13 protein-coding genes and 1 pseudogene are annotated in these 20,190 nt (G+C 25.6%); 8 read left to right on the forward strand and 6 right to left on the reverse strand.

Annotated features, from left to right (window positions below):
* Window positions 1–19 precede the first annotated feature (19 nt).
* The 3 genes and pseudogenes from R4K56_RS02765 to R4K56_RS02775 form a co-directional block, all read right to left on the reverse strand.
* A complete protein-coding gene (locus R4K56_RS02765) occupies window positions 20–826 on the reverse strand; it encodes a DUF2262 domain-containing protein (protein ID WP_335771976.1) in 807 nt (268 codons plus the stop codon).
* 287 nt (window positions 827–1,113) lie between these two features.
* The gene (locus tag R4K56_RS02770; protein WP_335771975.1) at window positions 1,114–4,440 is read right to left on the reverse strand and encodes a DUF4132 domain-containing protein; all 3,327 of its coding nucleotides are present in this window, start codon (window positions 4,438–4,440) and stop codon (window positions 1,114–1,116) included.
* 331 nt (window positions 4,441–4,771) lie between these two features.
* Window positions 4,772–6,450: pseudogene (locus R4K56_RS02775) on the reverse strand (tetratricopeptide repeat protein).
* A 392-nt stretch (window positions 6,451–6,842) separates the two neighbouring features.
* Here R4K56_RS02775 and R4K56_RS02785 point away from each other — a divergent pair.
* Window positions 6,843–7,652, forward strand: a complete 810-nt coding sequence (locus tag R4K56_RS02785; RefSeq protein WP_335758002.1) for a class I SAM-dependent methyltransferase — start codon at window positions 6,843–6,845, stop codon at window positions 7,650–7,652.
* Between the two features lie 2,074 nt (window positions 7,653–9,726).
* Here the strand turns inward: R4K56_RS02785 and R4K56_RS02790 are convergent.
* Window positions 9,727–11,280 carry an ATP-binding protein gene (locus R4K56_RS02790; protein WP_335758001.1) on the reverse strand — a complete coding sequence of 518 codons (1,554 nt, stop codon included), beginning with the start codon at window positions 11,278–11,280 and terminating at the stop codon, window positions 9,727–9,729.
* Window positions 11,281–11,306: 26 nt separating this feature from the next.
* The gene (locus R4K56_RS02795) at window positions 11,307–11,789 is read right to left on the reverse strand and encodes an ATP-binding protein (protein WP_335758007.1); all 483 of its coding nucleotides are present in this window, start codon (window positions 11,787–11,789) and stop codon (window positions 11,307–11,309) included.
* Between the two features lie 186 nt (window positions 11,790–11,975).
* On the opposite strand from R4K56_RS02795, the gene rpmH reads away from it, so the two are divergent.
* The 7 genes from rpmH to R4K56_RS02830 all read left to right on the forward strand — a co-directional run bounded on the left by rpmH (window position 11,976) and on the right by R4K56_RS02830 (window position 18,403).
* Window positions 11,976–12,119 (forward strand): 50S ribosomal protein L34, encoded by a 144-nt coding sequence (gene rpmH / locus R4K56_RS02800; protein ID WP_008723263.1) that lies wholly within the window; start codon window positions 11,976–11,978, stop codon window positions 12,117–12,119.
* A 55-nt stretch (window positions 12,120–12,174) separates the two neighbouring features.
* Window positions 12,175–12,522 (forward strand): ribonuclease P protein component, encoded by a 348-nt coding sequence (rnpA, locus tag R4K56_RS02805; protein ID WP_297300236.1) that lies wholly within the window; start codon window positions 12,175–12,177, stop codon window positions 12,520–12,522.
* Window positions 12,523–12,525: 3 nt separating this feature from the next.
* On the forward strand, window positions 12,526–12,735 hold the full coding sequence (gene yidD, locus R4K56_RS02810) for a membrane protein insertion efficiency factor YidD (protein ID WP_335772997.1): 210 nt from the start codon (window positions 12,526–12,528) through the stop codon (window positions 12,733–12,735).
* Between the two features lie 91 nt (window positions 12,736–12,826).
* Complete coding sequence (gene yidC / locus R4K56_RS02815; protein WP_335772998.1) at window positions 12,827–14,689, forward strand: membrane protein insertase YidC; 1,863 nt, start codon at window positions 12,827–12,829, stop codon at window positions 14,687–14,689.
* 69 nt (window positions 14,690–14,758) lie between these two features.
* Window positions 14,759–15,466: an RNA-binding cell elongation regulator Jag/EloR gene (jag, locus tag R4K56_RS02820; protein ID WP_335757999.1), complete on the forward strand. Its 708-nt coding sequence runs from the start codon at window positions 14,759–14,761 to the stop codon at window positions 15,464–15,466.
* 499 nt (window positions 15,467–15,965) lie between these two features.
* A complete protein-coding gene (locus R4K56_RS02825; protein WP_335772999.1) occupies window positions 15,966–17,900 on the forward strand; it encodes a GerMN domain-containing protein in 1,935 nt (644 codons plus the stop codon).
* Window positions 17,901–18,079: 179 nt separating this feature from the next.
* Window positions 18,080–18,403 carry a rhodanese-like domain-containing protein gene (locus tag R4K56_RS02830; protein WP_335757997.1) on the forward strand — a complete coding sequence of 108 codons (324 nt, stop codon included), beginning with the start codon at window positions 18,080–18,082 and terminating at the stop codon, window positions 18,401–18,403.
* 76 nt (window positions 18,404–18,479) lie between these two features.
* On the opposite strand, the gene R4K56_RS02835 is transcribed toward R4K56_RS02830, so the two are convergent.
* On the reverse strand, window positions 18,480–20,075 hold the full coding sequence (locus tag R4K56_RS02835; RefSeq protein ID WP_335761035.1) for a peptide ABC transporter substrate-binding protein: 1,596 nt from the start codon (window positions 20,073–20,075) through the stop codon (window positions 18,480–18,482).
* Window positions 20,076–20,190 lie beyond the last annotated feature (115 nt).

Consider the following 20,190-nt stretch of genomic DNA (forward strand, 5'->3'; position numbering starts at 1 on the left):
GTGCGGTAAGTAAATTTAATTATCCTTCTATATGAGCATCTGTAAAATTAAAATCATAGCCGCTTTCTACTACTATAGAGTGTCCCCAGAAAATATCCCCGTCATCAAACCAAAATGTTATAATATCTTCGCTTATAGTTATATATGTTAAGGCTATTAATTTTGTGAAATCTTCTTTGCTTATATGAGGCTTTTCCGCATCATCGTTCCAGTTGTTGGCATCTTCAAGCATGTTTTCTGCTATATACTCTTTTAGTTTTTTGTCAATATCCTTTTTATTAGCTAATATTTTCTTTATTACATCAATACTTTTTTTATTTAGTTCTTCATCAATATCATCAAATGAAACTGATATATCATTATTATCAATCCAAGACATATTTTTTTCAAAACAGTTAATAGATTTATTAAGCTCAAAATCTCCTAATTCTTCATCTTTATAATAAATAGGCTTAGAATATTTTTCTAATATAACATTTAAATCATCATCTTTATAATCATTATCAACTATATCTTCAAGCAAAAATCTCATATACAAATCATTATTATTTTTTTCTTTTCTCACCTTTAATCTTACTATGCTTTTACTTTTTAGTGTTTGAAAATACTCTTTTGTTTCTTTAACTTTTTTCTGAATAATAATATTATCATTTTCTATAATTTCATTAGAGTCAATATTTTTTAAAGCTATAGCATTAATGTATAAAGTATAATATTTATCTTTATGAGCCTTACCAGCTCCTAAGCATGATTCTTTAAGCACAAATGCCATGTCAAAAATTTCATCATCAAAATTGCTATTGAAGTTTTCAATTTCCTTACTCATTTTATATCCTTTACAGTTTATAATAATACAATATATTTATTTGATCAACTTTTTTGTCGCTCAAAAAAGTTGCAAAAAACGCAATTGCTAGAACTTTATATTTTAAGAATATATATCAAATATGGTGTAATATCCTAATTTTAGGTTAAAAATGCAGTTCTTTTGGTTCTTTTATACCAATAAAAGAACTGGGGGGTGCGGGGCTAGTCCCCGCAAATAATCAAAATAAAAAAATTCATTTTTGACAAAATGAAAAATGCTTAGTATATACAGGTTATAAAAAGTTTTTACTTTATAAAATAAGATTTTACTGTTCCGTATATTGATGAAGTAAATCTTTTATTAATGTCTAAAGGATTTATATATTCTTCTGCATTGCAATTTCCGTTTTCATCTAGTCTGTGGAAAGCAATATTTTTAAATGTTACTTTTTCGTTAGCTTCTATTCCAAACCACATATATTCAAAATCTATACGGCATGCAATATTTAATATAGAGTCTTTTAATTCATAATAAGTATAGCTTCCGCCGTCTTCAATATCTCTGCTTCTTTCAAATGACATTTTATTTGCCATTGACATTATTTCGCCTGCTGTTATTTCCTGATCTTCAAAGGAAATGATTTTGTTGTTTTTTATGTGTTCTTCTTTTACTTCTTCAAATAATAAATCAAGCTGATTTATAGGCTGTGATATTTCGTAGTCGCTTAATTGAGTTTTCCATTTTGATAATTGTTCTTCGTCCAATTCTATAGGGTGAACTAAAGTAATATTCTTTTTATTTTTAAAACTATCTTCAAATATATATTCTTCTTCATCAAAAGTATTAAAACTTCCGTCTTCCATGTATCTGAAGCTTTCTATCAAATTATTATTTTCATCATAAACGCCCCATATAAGTTTTAAAGCAAATATATTCATTATAGGGTTTTCTACAAAAAGCTCAGTAAAAGTTTTATAAGACCATTTTCTTCCGTTTAATAAAACTTTATTTAATCTTGTTATTTGATTAGAAGTTATCATTTTTATATTTTTCTTTATCAAAGTTAATTCTTTTTTGGATGCATCTGCTGTTTCTTTGTCATCTTTGCTGTTTGGCGCAGGAAGTGATTTTAAAACTTTATTATTTGAATCTGTTACTTCGATAGTGAAATCATTTTTTATTTGAAGTTTAAATACTCTGTCGGCTTCTCCTCCGTAATGAAGTTCTCGCATTCCTTTTTTATCAAAGTCTAAATCTGGAATTATTTTGTCTATTAACTCATCTTCTGAAATCTCTAATGCTTTGGCAGTCTTTTTTAATGCATCTTTAGCAGCATTTTTAACCTGATTATTTTTAATTTTTACAGACATTGTATCAACTAACACTAATGCAAATTTGCTTGCATTTAATGCTATAGCATATACTGCATGTGCCGCTAATGCTCCTCTTGCATTCAATGCCCATTCTTCAATTTGTGCCTTTAATTTTAATAGTTTATCTTCAGGCTGGAAAATACAATATGGAATAAGTATATTTTTTAATTTTGTATCAGCTTTATTGTTAAGCCAATTAGAATATATATTATCAAGTGCATTTCTAAATGAATCAATATCAAAGAACTCTGCTATCTTGTTGCAGTCTTTTAATATTGAAGGCTCTTTTAATGCAACATATTCCATAAACACATACTGAACTATTTTTAAAGGTGCTTTAGTTTGTTTGTCTTTTAATAAAATATTAGAAAGTATATTTTCGTCTATATCTTTTATTAGACTTTCATGTCCTTCATTATAGTATTTATTTAAATGTGATTCTATTTCTTCAACGCTTGTAAATTGGAAATCATCATCAAACTTCTGTAAATCCCAATATTTAATTATTTCTTTATAAACTGTTCTTGATGCTTCTTTTCCTTCATTTGCTAATTTTTCTACTTCGCTTCTTACAATGCTTTCATTATTGCTGATTACTGATACACAATGCTTTTTTATTTCTTTTGATTTTGCTGTATCAAGAACTTTGAAAACAAAATCGAATTTATTATCAATAAGTTCTTTTAACTTATCACTGCAAATATAATTAATGAATGATATAGTGCCTTGAATATTTGACATTATAGAAGTGATAAATGACTTTTCTTCAATAATAGTTTTTGTTTCTTCCACATTATTTTTTATAAGTGTGATAATATTATCTTTTGAATCTAATAATGATAAATAAATATCTTTTAATGGTACTTTTTTATCATTAACTAATTTTTCTTTAGCTTCCAAAATATTTCTATTATAGAATATTTCCTGAATAGAAACATAAATTGAAATTTTGCCGTATATTCCGTAATGCTTTAATAATTTAGTAGTAATTTCTGATGCTTCATCATTTATTCCGTCAAAGGACATTATAGCTGACAAATAATGACTATGATTAGCATAAGGTTCTTCTTTTACATATTTAAAGCTTTTAGAAGTTATTTCATCAAAACTTTTAATAGGCTGCATTATCTTTAATAACTCTACGCACATTGTTTTGAGAGTTTCTACAATGGAATTAGTATCTATATTATATTTATTATCATCGTTTGCAAGCATAATTGATGAAAGCATAGCATAATCAAGATATAAATTTTCCAATTTTGACTTTTCTATTATCTCATAAAGTTTATAAAATGTTTCTTTGTCTTCATCATATAATTTTTTTGCTTCTACTGTTAAATATGAAATAAAAATAGTGTTATTATTAACTATTGTGTTTAATAAAATACATTCTTTAGGGAAATTGCATAGTTCTAAATATTCAGGTATAAGTTTTTGAGTGTAGTAATAATAGCCTTTATCCTCTGAATATCCTTTAAATAATCTTTTATATAGTTTTATAGTTCTTGTCATATCTTTGTATATATTCACAAGAAAATAAATGATGTTATTATCTTTATTTAAAATATTCATTAATCTTTTATAAACTTCTTCATCTTTATCAGCTATACTAAAAAGTAATGATATAGTTTCTTCATCATTTATTTTTATAGAATCTATATAATTTAATAACTGTTTGATAAGGATTTTATCATCATCTCTATTTATGAGGTATACCAAAATAGTTAATAATAAATGAGGCTCTTTATTCAATAATACTTTATTGTCATTTTTTACTTTTTCTAAGTATTGATTAAACTCTTTAGATACATAGGCCTCTAATTCTGAAAACTTATAAAAATTATTTACTTGTATTTGTATATATTTAGATGCTTCATTATTAGCTAAAGTTGCTTTAGAATATTTTTTATCATATATAGTTCTTTCATACGTATTATTATAACTTTCTATTAATGCTTTTTCTAAATCTTCACCAGTGGATAATCTTAAAATTATATGAACATTTTGGTTTTTGTATATATCTTTTATTATAGCTTCAGCGTATCTTGACAGAGCTTTTTTATCTTCTTCTTTAGTATTTTCATCAAAATAAAACTTAAAAATATCTTCAGCTTCATAACCATAATAATTTCTTAAAGTAGGGCAGCTGTTTGATCTTCCGTAAAAATAATCAAGGAATGCATTCTTATTGTTTTCATATTGGAATATTCTTTCAAACTTATTTCTTATTTGTTCTTCATTACTGATATTATTCTCCATATATCACCTCGTCAATAGTATTTTTATATAGTATAATTAATTTTCTTTGTTATGTCAAATTTATTAGTAAGCAATGAAGTTAAAAAACAATTTTCGCTAAAATGCAGACATTTTACTATGTACTAAAAATTTTTAAGTTTGTCAAAATTTAGTTTTTTAATTTTATTGTTTGTGGTGGCTTTGCCCACACACCCCCACTTCTTTTGGTGCCCCAAAGAAGCAAAAGGACTGTATTTTTGATTTATAATATATTAAAAATATATTTATATAATATAGAATAATATTTTATAATGTTAATAAATTATAATTATTTGTAGATATATTAAGTATGTTAATTATCCATAAAATGCTTAAATCCTAAATCTTTTGACTGTTGAAGATACTTATCACTTTTATTTTTGCATTCTTCTTTTGAATATCCGCTTATATTTTCATCAAGTTTGGCATATTCATCGTATACAAGATGTAAATAGTAGTAGGTTTCTCCTATGTCTTCTTTTATTCTGCTGTCATTTAGAGCTTTTTTCAAATATATTTCAGAATTAGTTAAATCATTAATTGTTTTATTTTCTTTATATTTGAAATACAATAGTATACCATAATTATTTATTAATTCTAAATTATTAGGATGTAGTTTTAAACCTTCATTTAAATATTTTTCTGCTTGTATTAAACTTTCTTTGCTTTCTTTATTTATTTCATAATGATTCAAATATAAGAACGATATGTTGATATATGTACCATAGTAATTTTTATTAGTATATAAATCATTATTATAATTTTCTAATGCTTTACTAAAATATTTTTCTTCCTTACTCTCTCTGTATCTATTATTACATATTATCTGTCTATTATTTAAAGCCATTATATTTTTAGGATCTATTTTTAATATTTCAGTATAAAGTTTTATTGATTCTTCTTTATTATTTTTATTATCTTCCATCAAAGCTTTATTGAATAAATCATTTACTTTTTGTTGCTTTTCCATTTTGGTTAATATAGTTTTTCCTTCTTCTTTTTGAGCCTCTCTTTCTTCTTTCATTTCTTTTAACATTTTTTCTGCTTCTAATCTAATTTTTTCTATTTCAGTATTTAATTTTTCAGCTTCTATTTTATTATTGTTTATTTCATATTTTATATCAATTATTTCATTGATAGCATTATCTTTTATTGTTTCTATAAATTCAGTTATTTTATCTTTTTGTTCATCTAATTCTTTTTTAGCATTTTCAATTAAAGTATCTTTTTCTTTTAATAAATCAGACTTTATATTACCAATTTCTTTTTCTGATTCCTTGACATTATCTTTTGCGTTTATTGCTTCTGTTTTTATAGTATTCATTTCATTAAGTACATTATTTTTTATATTGTCAAAATCCGATTTTAAATTTTCAATATATTCTTTATTTTCTTTTAATAAATTATTTTTTATATTATTAATTTCTTGAAGCATGTTATCTTTCATATTGTTAAAATCTGCTTTTAAATTTTCTATACTTTCTTTAGATTTTAATTCGTTTTCTTTTATAATAAGTTCCGACTGCTTTTGATTGCTTTCAATTATTTTATTATTGGCGTATATGCCAAAATTGTGAATATTATCATTATTAATGATAAAAATGCGAGCCAGAAAGTTACTGTATTTATTGAAAAGTCTTTACTGTCTTTTAGAGTTTCTCTAAGTAAATCTATATTAGGTTTGAATGCTTCTTCTAATGTATTTTTTATAAACTCTTTATTTTCAAAACTTTCATTTGTCACCGTTTCTTTCAGGAACTCATAATAATTGCTTAATTGTATTTGTGAGTTTAATTCAAATTGTTTTATGCTGTTTTCTATCAATGTTTTACTTTCATCTGTGTACTTAGAATATTTGCATATCAAAACTAATAAAAATATTACACATATAAGAGAATACAATATAAATGTAAAATGCCTTTTGAAAAAATCTTCTTCTTGTTTATTTTCAATATTACTTTTATTATTGTTTGTGTTATTAGTATCAGACATATTTTATCCTATTATATTTTGAATATATTATATAGCTAAATTCAAAAATATAAACAATATTTAGTTCATGATTTAGTTTGATAAATTTTATTCTCTACTCATCGCACGGAGAATGAAACCATAAATATAATTTGATTGTCATTTATCATTTTTCTATATTTTAAATTTGGTTTAGCGTGCGTTAAAGAAATTTTAAACTTGATTAATGCTTGGGCGGGTGCTGAAATTTCTAAATAAGTTATCAAGATAGTTAATATTAAAATTTAAAAGTTAGTTATATAGAATAAAGGGGGGCTGTAAGTTATTTTATTAATAATATTTGACAAAAAACATATAAAGTTATATAATTTTTAAAAAAGTTAGAGCATTCTAACATTTGAGGAGATTATATTATGAATATTAATTTAAATGGTGTATCTGAAACTTTATTAATTACATTATGGGCAAAAGCAGAGGAGAGTAAAAGAAAAGATGCTATTATAGTAGATTCTAAATCTATAGATATATTAAATAAAGTTGATTATGATTTTTCAAAGTTTAAAAATTCTAAAGGAAGTCAGGTAGGTACTTGTATAAGAACAAAAATAATTGATGATATAACAAAAGATATTATCGAAAAAAGCATGTCAGAAAGTTTTACTATTATTAATTTAGGAGCAGGGCTTGATACAAGGGCAATTAGATTTATAAAAGATAACATATATTGGTATGATATAGATTTTGAAGATGTTATTTCTTTGAGAAAACAGTTTTTTTCAGAACTTGAAAATAATAAAAATTATGAATGCATATCATCGTCTATATTAGATTATAGGTGGATAAAAAATATTAAAGTAAGGGGTACTGTAATAATAATATCTGAAGGTGTTTTGATGTATATAGAAGAAACTTATATAAGGGAATTAATAGAAAAATTATCTGAGAATTTTATTAACAGTCATTTTATATTTGATATTATACCTACAATTGCAGCTAAAAATACAAAACATCATGAAACAGTAAAAGAAACAAATGCTGTATTTAGATGGGGATTAGATGTGCCATCAGATATAGAAAAATTAAGTAGTCATATAAGATTTATAAATAGCTATAATTATGCGGATTATTTTAAGTATAGATGGGGTGTTATTGGATTATTAAGATATTTACCTTTTTTAAAAAAAATGATAAATTTTAATACTTTGCATATAAATCTTGTTTAATAATATAAATTATTTATTTGTTATACTTGGAATTATAAAATATAAAAAATTGGGAAATGTAATTAAAGTTTTGAAATTTAATTACATTTGCCCGCCCTTAAGGTTTTAAAATTTTTTCTGATATTTTAAGTTTTATTTTTCTTTTTAATTTATTTCGTTATTTTAGCAGCCCACCCTAGATTTTTTAAAATTTATAGTTAATTCACCGCACGTAGAATAGAATTTAAAATATAAATTTACCTATAATTCAAATTTTATTATTTTTTAAATTTAGTTTACCGTGCGTTATAGGAAATTTTATATTTAATAAAGTTTTGATTACACTTTCCCGCCCTTGATGCTTTTTATTTTTTCTGGTATTAGAGTTAAATTTTTCTTTTTGATTTATTCAGTTATTTTAGCAGCCCACCCAAGATTTTTTTAAATTTGTTATCAATTCACCGCACGCAGAATAAAATTAAATATTTTGATTAATTTGTAATTAGAATGTTATTATTTTTTTTAATTTCATTTACCGTGCGTTATAGGAGTTTTATATTTAATGAAGTTTAAATTAGATTTTCCCGCCCTTAAGGTTTAAAAATCTTTTCTGATATTTTAAGTTTAATTTTTCTTTTTAATTTATTCAGTTATTTTAACGTCCCACCCAATATTTTTTTAAATTTAGTTTATCGTGCGTTAGAGGAGTTTTATATTTAATAAAGTTTTAAATTACATTTCCCGCCCTTAAGGTTTAAAAATCTTTTCTGATATTTTAAGTTTAATTTTTCTTTTTTATTTATTTCGTTATTTTAGCAACCCACCCAAGTTTTTTTTAAATTTACAGTTTATTCACCGCACGTATAATAGAATTAAATATATAGAATTGTTTGTAATTAAAATGTTATTATTTTTTTTAATTTCATTTACCGTGCGTTATAGGAGTTTTATATTTAATAAAGTTTTAAATTACATTTCCCGCCCTTAAGGTTTAAAAATCTTTTCTGATATTTTAAGTTTTATTTTTCTTTTTAATTTATTTCGTTATTTTAGCAGCCCACCCAGATTTTTTTAAAATTGTAGCATGCTTACCGCACGTATAATAAAATTTAAAATATAAATTTACCTATAATTCAAATTTTATTATTTTTTTAAATTTAGTTTACCGTGCGTTAGAGGAATTTTTATTTAATAAAGTTTTAATTAGATTTTCCCGCCCTTAAGGTTTAAAACGTTTTTTGGTATTTGAATTTATTCTTTCTTTTTAATTTATTCAGTTATTTTAACGTCCCACCCAAGATTTTTTAAATTTATAGCATGCTTATCGCACGTAGAATAAAATTTAAAATATAAATTTACCTATAATTCAAATTTTATTATTTTTTTAAATTTGTTTATCGTGCGTTAGAGGAGTTTTATATTTAATAAAGTTTTAAATTACATTTCCCGCCCTTAAGGTTTAAAAATCTTTTCTGATATTTTAAGTTTTATTTTTCTTTTTAATTTATTTCGTTATTTTAGCAACCCACCCTAGATTTTTTTAAATTTATAGTTAATTCACCGCACGTAGAATAAAATTAAATATTTTGATTAATTTGTAATTAGAATGTTATTATTTTTTTTAATTTCATTTACCGTGCGTTATAGGAGTTTTATATTTAATTAAGTTTAAATTAGATTTTCCCGCCCTTAAGGTTTAAAAATCTTTTCTGATATTTTAAGTTTAATTTTTCTTTTTAATTTATTCAGTTATTTTAGCAGCCCGCCCAATATTTTTTTAAATTTAGTTTATCGTGCGTTAGAGTAATTTTATATTTAATAAAGTTTTAAATTACATTTCCCGCCCTTAAGGTTTAAAAATCTTTTCTGATATTTTAAGTTTAATTTTTCTTTTTTATTTATTTCGTTATTTTAGCAGCCCACCCAGATTTTTTTAAAATTGTAGCATGCTTACCGCACGTATAATAAAATTTAAAATATAAATTTATCTATAATTCAAATTTTATTATTTTTTTAAATTCGTATACCGTGCGTTTCAAAAATTATAAATTTTATTAACACTTTGGATATGCTTAAATTTTCAATTAAACTAAAATCAGTTTTTACTTGGTATTCCAAAAGGTATTCTCAATTTTACTATAGTGCCGGCTCCCTCTGAACTGTCTATAGTAATAGTGCCCTGCATAGTGTCAAGTAAATCTTTTACAACTGATAAACCTATACCTATGCCGCCGTATTCCCTTTCAAATCTTGAATCACATTGATAAAATGGCATAAAAATCTTTTTTAATTGGCTAGGTTTTATTCCTTTGCCTGTGTCTTTTACCATTATCTCTATTTCATTTGGAATTATATTTTGCATTGTGTGATAATTAAATAAATCAGGTGAGAAATCAAGCGACTTTTTCTCTATAGTATCAAGTGTCCTTATATTTATAGATATTGTTCCTGATTTAGTAAATTTGAATGCATTTGATATTATTCCTTCCATAATAAGTCTAAATCTTTCATGATATCCTATTAATATATTACAGTTTTTCTCTATATTCATTTCTACTTCTATATCTTTAGGATATATGAATTTATAACCGTTTATTATAATGTTCAATTCTTCTTCTACATTAAATTCAGAAACATATTTATTGCTGTCATCATCTTTTAAAGCAATTTGTATAAGATTATTATTAGTATCATAAAGTTTTTTTATGCTTCTTGTAACTATATTAAAGAATTCTTCTCTTTTTTCTTCAGGCATATTGTTCTTTTTAAGAAGGTTAATATATCCCATAATCTCAGTAAAAGGGTGCCTTAATTCATGAGAAACAGTAGCCTTAAATTCTCTTATTAATTTGTTATAATGTTCAGCACTTTTTTTTAGCGAATTAATTTCATTCAAAAGAGTACGAAGTCTTTTTTGAAGTATTAAATTATGCTTTTTTTGATGTTCATAAAGTATTGAAAAATAAAGTCTGTTAAGTCCTATTTCTGTACCGGCATTTTTTATAACACCATCTTTACACCATTTCATAGCTTTATCAAATGGAACAAAAAAAGTTTCTATACTTTCTTCCATAACAGAACCATCAGTTTTTATTTCTTTTTTAGGTGTTATTCCTGTAATATCACATGTTGCAATATTTATTCTCTCTGTAATTATTCCAGAAGAACTATAATATCTATGACCTAATACATGAACATTTTTTAATTCCACAGAATATCCAGTTTCTTCTTCTAATTCTCTTTGAGCACATTTTTTTATACCATTGCTAGGATTTTTATCATTCATTTCATCTTCTTCAAGCATTCCAGCAGGAAACTCAAGAAAATTCATAATGTGTTCATCTATATCTTCAGGGTTTTTACCAGTCATCACTTTTTCTCTATAATATACAACTGGTCTGAATGTATTTATCATAAGTACATGAATTTGATTGTCTATATATGTATATGGAACAATAATAACAGCATCTCTTCCTTTTCTGTTAATAATATCACAATTATACTCTCTGGAGAAAGTTCCATCATCATATTCATTTATGGCAACGAATCTTTCCAAATTTACAAAACCAGTATCCAACTGTATAGGAGGAGATTTTTTGAAGAATTTAGTATCTTTAACTTTTTTAATTTTTTTGTTATTTTTATCCATAGATAGAATCTCTTTTTATTAGTAATTTATTGTTCTTTTGGAATATATTTTATAAGTGTGATGGAATTGCCTTTTTTGTTGAATTTAACTTCATCGAAATATGATTTAATCATCATCATACCTCTTCCGCTTTCACGTGCAAAACCATCATTATTTATCTTTTTGGCTTCTTGTTTAGGTTTAAAACCAAGACCTTGATCTTTTACATTAATGCTGATATATCCTTCTTCAATTTTTAGAATGATATCAACATGAGTAGTTTTAGCTTTTTCTGTTTTTAACAACTCTTTTAATTTTTTATTGTATGTGTTTTTTTTAAGCCATTCTTTTTTCATTTCATAAGGTATACTCAAGTTACCATGTTCTATGGCATTCATTATCACTTCATATAATGCTGCTGCAAATAAGTCTAATTCGGAATTTCCTATAAGTTTTTTTACTTCAAGACTTACTTCTTCTATTAGAGGTGTGATATCTTCTAATTTATTTTCCAGAATATACTTTTTCATCATTCTATTATATCACTATAATAATATAAATCAAATTTATATTATTAATGGTAAGATTATTTTTTTATATAGTTTTTATATGCTTGACAAAATGAAATTTCTATAGTACAATACTTCAGTACATTTGTATTAAATTTTTTGATGAAAATAATTAAATAAAAGAAATACAATCTTTAAGGAGACAAAATGAAACGAACTTATCAGCCAAGTAAGTTGCGTCGTGCAAGAAAATTTGGTTTTTTTAAACGTATGGCAACCAAACATGGACGCGATGTTCTAAAACGCAGAAGAAGAAAAGGTAGATATCGTTTAACAGCTGCCGATGAATAAAAATATTAAGCAATTATCAAACAGTACTTATGGAAAACTGTGATAGGGGATATTGTTGAAATTATATAGCAAAGAGCGATTAAAGCATAGAAATGATATAACTGTATTCTTCAATAAAAATAATGGTGTTAGAAGGATAAGTAATTCTCTTTATACTATATTCTTATTGAAGAATAATCGCTTGTATTCTAGGTTTGCTGTAGCTATCAAAAAAAATAAAACTAATTCCGTAGGCAGAAATAGAGCTAAAAGAATAGTAAGAGAAATATATAGAAGTTCTAAAGATAAGATACCTGTAGGCTATGATTATTTTATTATTATAAATAGATTTGATAGTTACTATTCCCATTCGTATAATGATTGTAAAAGAGATTTGCTAAATTTATTTCAGAAGGTTTCGTAAATTATGAAAAATATTCTTTTGCTCTTAATTTTTTTCTATCAAAAGGCCATTTCCCCTTATTTGAGGCCTTCTTGCAGATATATACCATCATGTTCGGAGTATGCCAAACAGGCAGTTATTAAACATGGTGTTATAAAGGGTAGTTTTCTCGCAATTGCCAGAGTACTGAGATGTAATCCTCTAGCAAAGAAAATATATGATCCAGTACCATAATATTTTATATGTTAGGCCATCTTCCTTTTTTAATTGCTTAAATAATACTTATTTTGTTGTATATAATTGATTTAAGGAGCTTTAATAGTTTATGAGCAATAATAAAAGAATGGTTATAGCAATTGGTCTTTCAGCTATAATAATGTTCATTTATATGTTCTATCAGGCTAAAACAATGAAGCCTGTTTATAGTTCAGATACAAATACTAATTCCTCAGCTGTGAGTAATACAGCAAGCAATAATGTTAACCCTCTATTGAATACTGCACAAATGCAAAAAATTCAAAGTGTAGAAAATACTAATTCAGTAATAAATAATGAAAAAACTTTAGAGAATGAATATGTTATAGCTACATTTAAAAATGGTTCTCTTTATTCATATAAATTGAAAAATTATCACCCTCAGGATTTAGGCCCAGAGGCAGCTAATGAAATTATAGATATGGTTGAACAAGTTTATGAGGGTATATATCCATTTACTGTAACTTTTCAAAATCTTTCCAATTCTATTGCATTGCCTGAAAATTTAGATTATCAATTATTAGATAATAATGGTAATTCTGTAACTTATAGTGCAAATGCTATCGTTGATGATGTGCCGGTAAAAATTACTAAAACTTTTAGTTTTGGAGAAGATCCTTATCAATTAAAAAATTCTGTAACTATAGAAAATATAGGTGAAAAAGATTTGCCTTTATTCTACTCATATTTCTTAGGTACTGGTATAGGACCTTATAGAACTGATAAGAATTCTGTTAGAGAAGATGCTACTAGAGCACAATATTTAATAAAAGGAAATGGTAAATCAAAAATATTATTAACAGGCGATATAGTAAAAGATAATATATTTTCAAGATTATTCGGTTCTTCTTCAAGAGGAATAAGAACTAATCAAATGAGATATAATGTTTATGAAGGTCAGGATAAATGGGTTACTTTAAATAATAGATATTTTGCTATTATTTCATCATCAGCACAGCCTGATAATACAGTTTTTGAAACTATGACTTTTTCAAAACCTTCTACAAATGAATATAGAAATGATTTCCATTTAGCTAATTTAGTTTCTAAACATAATATAAAAAGCGGTGATTCTATAACAGATAATTATTCTGTATTTATGGGGCCTAAAGTTAGAAGATTATTCTCTAAATATTATGTAGAAGAATCTTATGAATCTATATTCCAGGAATCTTTCTTAGGACTTAATTTAAGACCTTTGACTTATATATTAGATATTATGCTTAATGCTTTGTATAATATAACTAATGACTATGCTTTAGCTATACTTTTATTTACATTGCTATTTAAGATTGTAACATTCCCATTGAATAATGCTTCTTATAAATCTATGAAGAAGATGCAATTAGTTAATCCAAAGATAGAACGTATAAGAGAGCAGTATAAAGATAATCCGGAAAAATTGAATGCAGAAATAATGGCTATTTATAAGAAAGAGAAGATTAATCCATTAGGAGGCTGTCTTCCTATGTTATTGCCGTTCCCATTATTGATAGCATTTTTCTATTTAATGCAGTCAATGGTAGAGCTTAGAAATACACCATTTTTATGGATAACAGACCTTTCATCACCGGATAAGTTATTTGTATTTCCAGCAGGAATACCAATATTAGGAGGATTTAACTTTAACTTATTCCCTATAGTTATGGCAATAACAAGTTATTTAAGTATGAAATTACAGCCTTCATCTTCAGCCGCTACATCAGGTTCAGTCGCTACACAAATGAAGATGATGACTACAATTTTTCCTTTAATGATGTTACTTATGTTTTATAATTTTGCAAGCGGTCTTGCTTTATATTGGACTGCTCAGAACATATTTGGTGTTATTCAGCAGTTTATAACAGCAAAACTTGATAAATCTAATACAAATGAAGTTGTTGTAGAAGAAGTGAAAACAAATACTAAAAAGAAAAAGAGAAAAAGAAAGTAATAAATAAAAAATCAATCAATTAACAAAGTGGTAAAAAATATTACTTTATCATATAGAAAGGAGGATACTATGTTAGTAAAAGAGTTTAGCGGTAAATCAGAAAAGGAAGCCGTTAGTAAGGCACTAGAAGAACTTAATCTTACAGAGGATCAGGTTAGAATTGAAGTTATTGATAAGGGTAAACGCACTTTATTAGGTTTCGGAGAAGAATCTCCAACCATTATTCGCGTTTATTATGAAGAAATTTCTACGAATTTAGGTGAATTTCAATCTATAGTATCTAATATATTAAAATATATGGGTGTGGAAGCTGAAGTAACTGCTAAAGAAGAAAGTGAGAAAAGAATTTATATTAATATTTCAACAGAAGATTCTGGTGTTTTAATAGGTAAAAAAGGAGCTACATTAGAAGCTCTACAATTTATTATATCATTAATAGCCTCTAAAAAATTTAATGATGATACAGAAAGACATATCATATTAGATGTTGATGGTTATAGAGAAAGACGCGAAGAAACTTTAAAACATATAGCTCGTCAGGCTGCTCAGCAGGCTAAAAAAACTAGGAGAGTTGTTGCTTTAGCTCCTATGTCGCCTTATGAGAGAAGAATCATACACTTAGAGCTTCAAAACGATCAAGATGTTGAAACTAAAAGTGATGGTGAGCCTCCATACAGAAGCGTAAAAGTTTATTCAAAAAGAAAAGGCGGATATAACAACAATAAAAGATATAATGACAGAGGCGGATATAATAAATCATATTATAGAAATAGATAATTAATAATATTTGTTAAGAAATTCAGGGGGGCTTTAAAAGTCCCCTTTTTTATTGCATAATTGTTAATGTATAAATAATATATTTCATTTTTTAATATAAAAATTTTAGTATATACCTAAACAAATATACTTTGTCAAAAATAAATTTATGTTTTGGTTTTATATTTGGGGCTTTGCCCCAAACCCCACTTCTTTTGTTGCCACAAAGAAGCTATATCCTCGACAGGCTCGGATACGCTTCGCGAAAGGCTGCATTTTGACTTAAATTTAGTAATTTATCTTACCTGCAAAACATAATTAGTATAATTTAATACTAATTTTATATTTGCACTTTTTGGTTCTTTTTGCGGCGGGAAAAAGAACAACAAAAAATTGACAAAGTTAAAAATTTTTGGTATATACCAATTCAATGCTTAAAATGTATCATTAAATAAAATCCTAATTGCATTTATCTTTTTATCGATAATTAATACGATATATAATAATTTGGAGTGATAAAGTGCCAAGATACGAGCAGCTTAAAGCTAAATCTAAAGGTATATCGTATACAAGACAAATAAGAAATGACAGCAAGGAAATAAATTTAAAAAAGCCTTTAATTATTTCTGTTTCTTTTATAATTCTTGTTGCTGTAATTTTTTCTGTTGTAAAAAAATATTCTCCTATGGTGGATATTGCTATAAAGGATTTTTTCAGTATTAATCATAGTCAGGCTTTGGCTTTAGAAACTGACGGTGTTTCAGAAAATTCTGATAAAATGAGTTTTTTGAATAATATACCTTTATTTAATTTTTTCATTAAAGAAAATACAAATGAAACTTTATCCGTTATGACTTATGAAACTAACTCAAAAATAGAGGCTGGTTTAGATACTTTTGCTGATATAGATAATTTTACTAACTCTAGTATTATAACTAAAGAATCTTTACTTCCTTTCTTTAATAATAGCGGAAGTAATAACTCTATACTTTATGACAGCGGATATGTAGATTATGGTGATAATCATGCTTCTGTTTTATTTGCCGGAAGTAATTATAATATGAATGATAATAATAATAATCAGGTATTAGAAGAAAATACTGATGATGATATTGTTATCATAAATAATAATCAGGATATTAATAATAATACAGAAAGTTCTTATGAAGAAAGTACTGTAAATACAGGAAGTACAGAAAATATTGATAATACAGAACAAAGTGCTGAAACTGATAAGCCTTATAATTATTTGCAGCAGATGATATTAGAAAACAGAAACAATAATAATTCTCAAACATTAAATGAGAGGGTTCCTGTTAATAATAATAATAAAGTTAGTACCAATACTAAAAAAGCTAATACTTCACAAAATAATAATAAAGTTTCTCAAAGTACTAATAATAAAAGTATGTTTGCTGATATTCTAAAACCTAAAGAAAATACAGTAAAAAGAGAAACTACAACTATGAAGCCTGCATCAAGTACAACTTATGGTACTAAAACAGATTATGTTCCAACTACAGAGAAAACTACAAATGAAAAATATACTTTTAATGTAGATGAGTATTTAAAAAATAATAATGTTAATAAAAAAGATAATGAAGTTAATACTATTAAAAGAGAAGAAAATAACAATGAGAAAAAAACAGATAATAATTCTCAGTTAAGCAGAAAAGAAATTATTCAGTCATCTGTATATACTATCAATAATGACTCATTGGATAAAGCAAATATTGATTATAATAGAGTAATCAATGATATGGTTAATCCTAATAACAATAACTCTGTTATAAAAAGAGATGATGATATTGTTAAAGAAGATGATACTAAAATAATAAATAATAATAGTATAGATAATAATTTAAATAATAATAACAATTTAAATAACTCTAATATTATAAAAGAAAATACTTCATCAGAAAAAACATATAAAGAAGAATTGATGAAGAAAGCTCAGAATGATATTAATAATTACAGAAGAAAAAAAGCAAATAATACTATCACAAGAGCTTCAACACAAAGAGAATTAAAAAGAAATAATGATGAAGGTATATATTTGGTGGAATACAGTGAAAATACTGGTTCTATAACATTGATATTTAGAGAGAGAAAATTTAATAATAAATCATCTGTAGAAGAAGCTATAAAAGAATTGCTTATAGGTGCTACTGATGAGGAAAATAGCAGAAATATAATAAGCTGTATACCTAAAGATACAGAATTACTTGATATATTTGTTGAAGGCGATACAGTATATCTAAACTTTAATGAGAGTTTTGAATTTAATCCTCTAGGCAATGAAGGAACTATGGTTCAAATTTATCAATTTGTATATACTGCTACTCAATTTGAGGGAATAGATAATGTAATATTCCTTATAAATGGTCAGTTGAATGAAACTATAGGTGCTGAAGGTGCTATAGAGAATATGCCTTTTAGAAGATTTGAAAAGTAATTTATTTTTCTTTTATAAATTATTTTACTGCATAATTATAATTTTTATAATCATTTATAATAATATTGTATAAGTGTAAATTAAATTTTTTATTATAATATTCAATATTGATATTTGTTTGTATTTGTGTTAATATCTTATACCTATGATTAGTATATTTTAATTAAAGGATATTTGGTGTGGTTAAATATTTAAATATTGATGAGGCTGTTGATCTCATAAATAAAAATGATGATGTACAGTTATTGGATATTAGAAGTTCTGAAGAAATAGCGATAACTGGCTTTATAAAGGACAGTGTATTGGTGGATTTAAATGATCCTAATACAGAAAAATTGATTTCTGGTCTTGATAAGCAAAAAAAATATTTACTTTATTGTGCCAGCGGAAGCAGAGCGGGGTTAGTTGCTATATATATGGATAAGAGCGGTTTTTCAGAGGTGTACAGTTTGAGAAATGCTGGGTATAGTCAATTAGCTATTGCTTTGAAGAATATAAATTAATATTTGTTTTATTAAAAAAGCTAGTATTTAAGAAAGTATAAATACTAGCTTTGATATTGTTTTTATATTTATTTTTTTATTCTACATAAGAATAGAAAAATCTTCTTATTTCTAAAGTATCTACCGAAACATCTTTAAGTTTTGGGCTTTGCATTGATGGTGCTGTATAATGATAAAGAGGTATGAATGCCATATCTTCGCCTATAAGCATATCTTCAGCCTTATGCATATTAGACATTCTGATTTTGTTATCTATAGTATTTTTAGCTTCTAATATAAGTTTATCATAATTAGGATTATTGTATCCTACTCTGTTTCCTGCACTTGTGCTTACAAATAGATCAGCAAAAGTCATAGGGTCAAGATAATCTCCTATCCAATCTGCTCTGCAAGTAACATACTGTCTTGTTTGTCTATTCTTTTGGAATACTGACCATTCTTCTTGAGTAATAGTCATATCTATATTTAAATTTTCTTTCCACATTTGCTGAACAGCTTCTGCTATTGTAACACCGGCACCGGGATTAGTTTTAAACTCTAATACTGGGAAGTTATTGCCGTCTTTATATCCTGCTTCTTCTAAAAGTTTTTTTGCTTCTTCAATATTAGATTGATAATCTTCTTTTTTAACACTATAGTATCCGCCGCCGTTTTCTCTGAAATCGCCTGTAACATCTTTAAGTCCAAAAGGTATAAAAGCAGCTGCAGGCTTTTCTCCGCCTTTAGTGATATTTTCTACGATGTAATTTCTATCTATTGCAAGTGCTAATGCTCTGCGTACTCTTTTATCTTTTAGTACTTCATTTGTATTGTTTAAAGCATAGTAAGCAGTGCCTAACGATGGCGTAATAACTAAATATCCTTCTTCTCTAAGTAAATCTATATCATTTGAAGGTATTTTATATGAGTATAATATTGAACCTTCTTTTATAGCAGCATAAGCAGTTGATACATCAGAAAACATTATGAAATCTATTTTTTTAGCCACTATAGCATCTTTATTCCAATAATTAGTGTTTAATTCTAAAGATATTATTTCATCTGGTCTTCTTTCTACCATCTTGTATGGGCCGTTACCTATATATGTATCAGGTGAAAAAGTCCAATCATCACTTATAAATTCTTCTCTAAGAGGCGAAAATATAGGCACTGTTGCTAATTCCAAAAAATATGCTGTAGGAGTTTCAAATTCAATGAGTAAAGTTTTTTCATCTATTGCCTTTACTCCAAGTTCCTCTATAGGTAAAGTTCCTTCTATTATTTTGCTTGCATTTTTTATTGGTGTAATTAAAAAACTATAAGCTGATGCTGTTTTTGGATCTGCAAGTCTTCTAAAAGAATATACAAATTCTTTTGCTTCAACATTCTTTCCGTCAGACCATTTAGCATTATCTCTTAAATGAAAAGTCATCTTTAGACCGTCTTCTGATATATCCCAGCTTTCAGCAACTCCTCCAATTATATTATTATCCTTATCCTTTGTTGTGAGTCCTTCAAATACATGCACTGTGTATATCATGCTGTCTATTGCTGATAAGAATGAAGGGTCTATACTTTGAGGTTCAGCTCCTATACTCACTCTTATACTTTCGTTTGATTTATCTTTACTGCCGCATGCAATTAATGTAAAGATAAAAATACTAATTAAAAATAAATAGATCGTTTTTTTCATAAAGCTATCCAATTATGTAAAAATATTATGTTAACATTTAATTTATACATAAAATATCAATATTTGTCAATAAATAAAAAAATTATATTGTAAAAATAATGATATTCATAAATAT

This window comes from Brachyspira pulli, from assembly GCF_036997785.1.
Taxonomy (GTDB): domain Bacteria; phylum Spirochaetota; class Brachyspiria; order Brachyspirales; family Brachyspiraceae; genus Brachyspira; species Brachyspira pulli.

Coding starts and splice junctions, on each gene's coding strand:
- R4K56_RS02765 (WP_335771976.1), bottom strand. CDS start 826: ATGAGTAAGGAAATTGAAAACTTCAATAGCAATTTTGATGATGAAATT.
- R4K56_RS02770 (WP_335771975.1), bottom strand. CDS start 4,440: ATGGAGAATAATATCAGTAATGAAGAACAAATAAGAAATAAGTTTGAA.
- R4K56_RS02785 (WP_335758002.1), top strand. CDS start 6,843: ATGAATATTAATTTAAATGGTGTATCTGAAACTTTATTAATTACATTA.
- R4K56_RS02790 (WP_335758001.1), bottom strand. CDS start 11,280: ATGGATAAAAATAACAAAAAAATTAAAAAAGTTAAAGATACTAAATTC.
- R4K56_RS02795 (WP_335758007.1), bottom strand. CDS start 11,789: ATGAAAAAGTATATTCTGGAAAATAAATTAGAAGATATCACACCTCTA.
- rpmH (WP_008723263.1), top strand. CDS start 11,976: ATGAAACGAACTTATCAGCCAAGTAAGTTGCGTCGTGCAAGAAAATTT.
- yidD (WP_335772997.1), top strand. CDS start 12,526: ATGAAAAATATTCTTTTGCTCTTAATTTTTTTCTATCAAAAGGCCATT.
- yidC (WP_335772998.1), top strand. CDS start 12,827: ATGAGCAATAATAAAAGAATGGTTATAGCAATTGGTCTTTCAGCTATA.
- jag (WP_335757999.1), top strand. CDS start 14,759: ATGTTAGTAAAAGAGTTTAGCGGTAAATCAGAAAAGGAAGCCGTTAGT.
- R4K56_RS02835 (WP_335761035.1), bottom strand. CDS start 20,075: ATGAAAAAAACGATCTATTTATTTTTAATTAGTATTTTTATCTTTACA.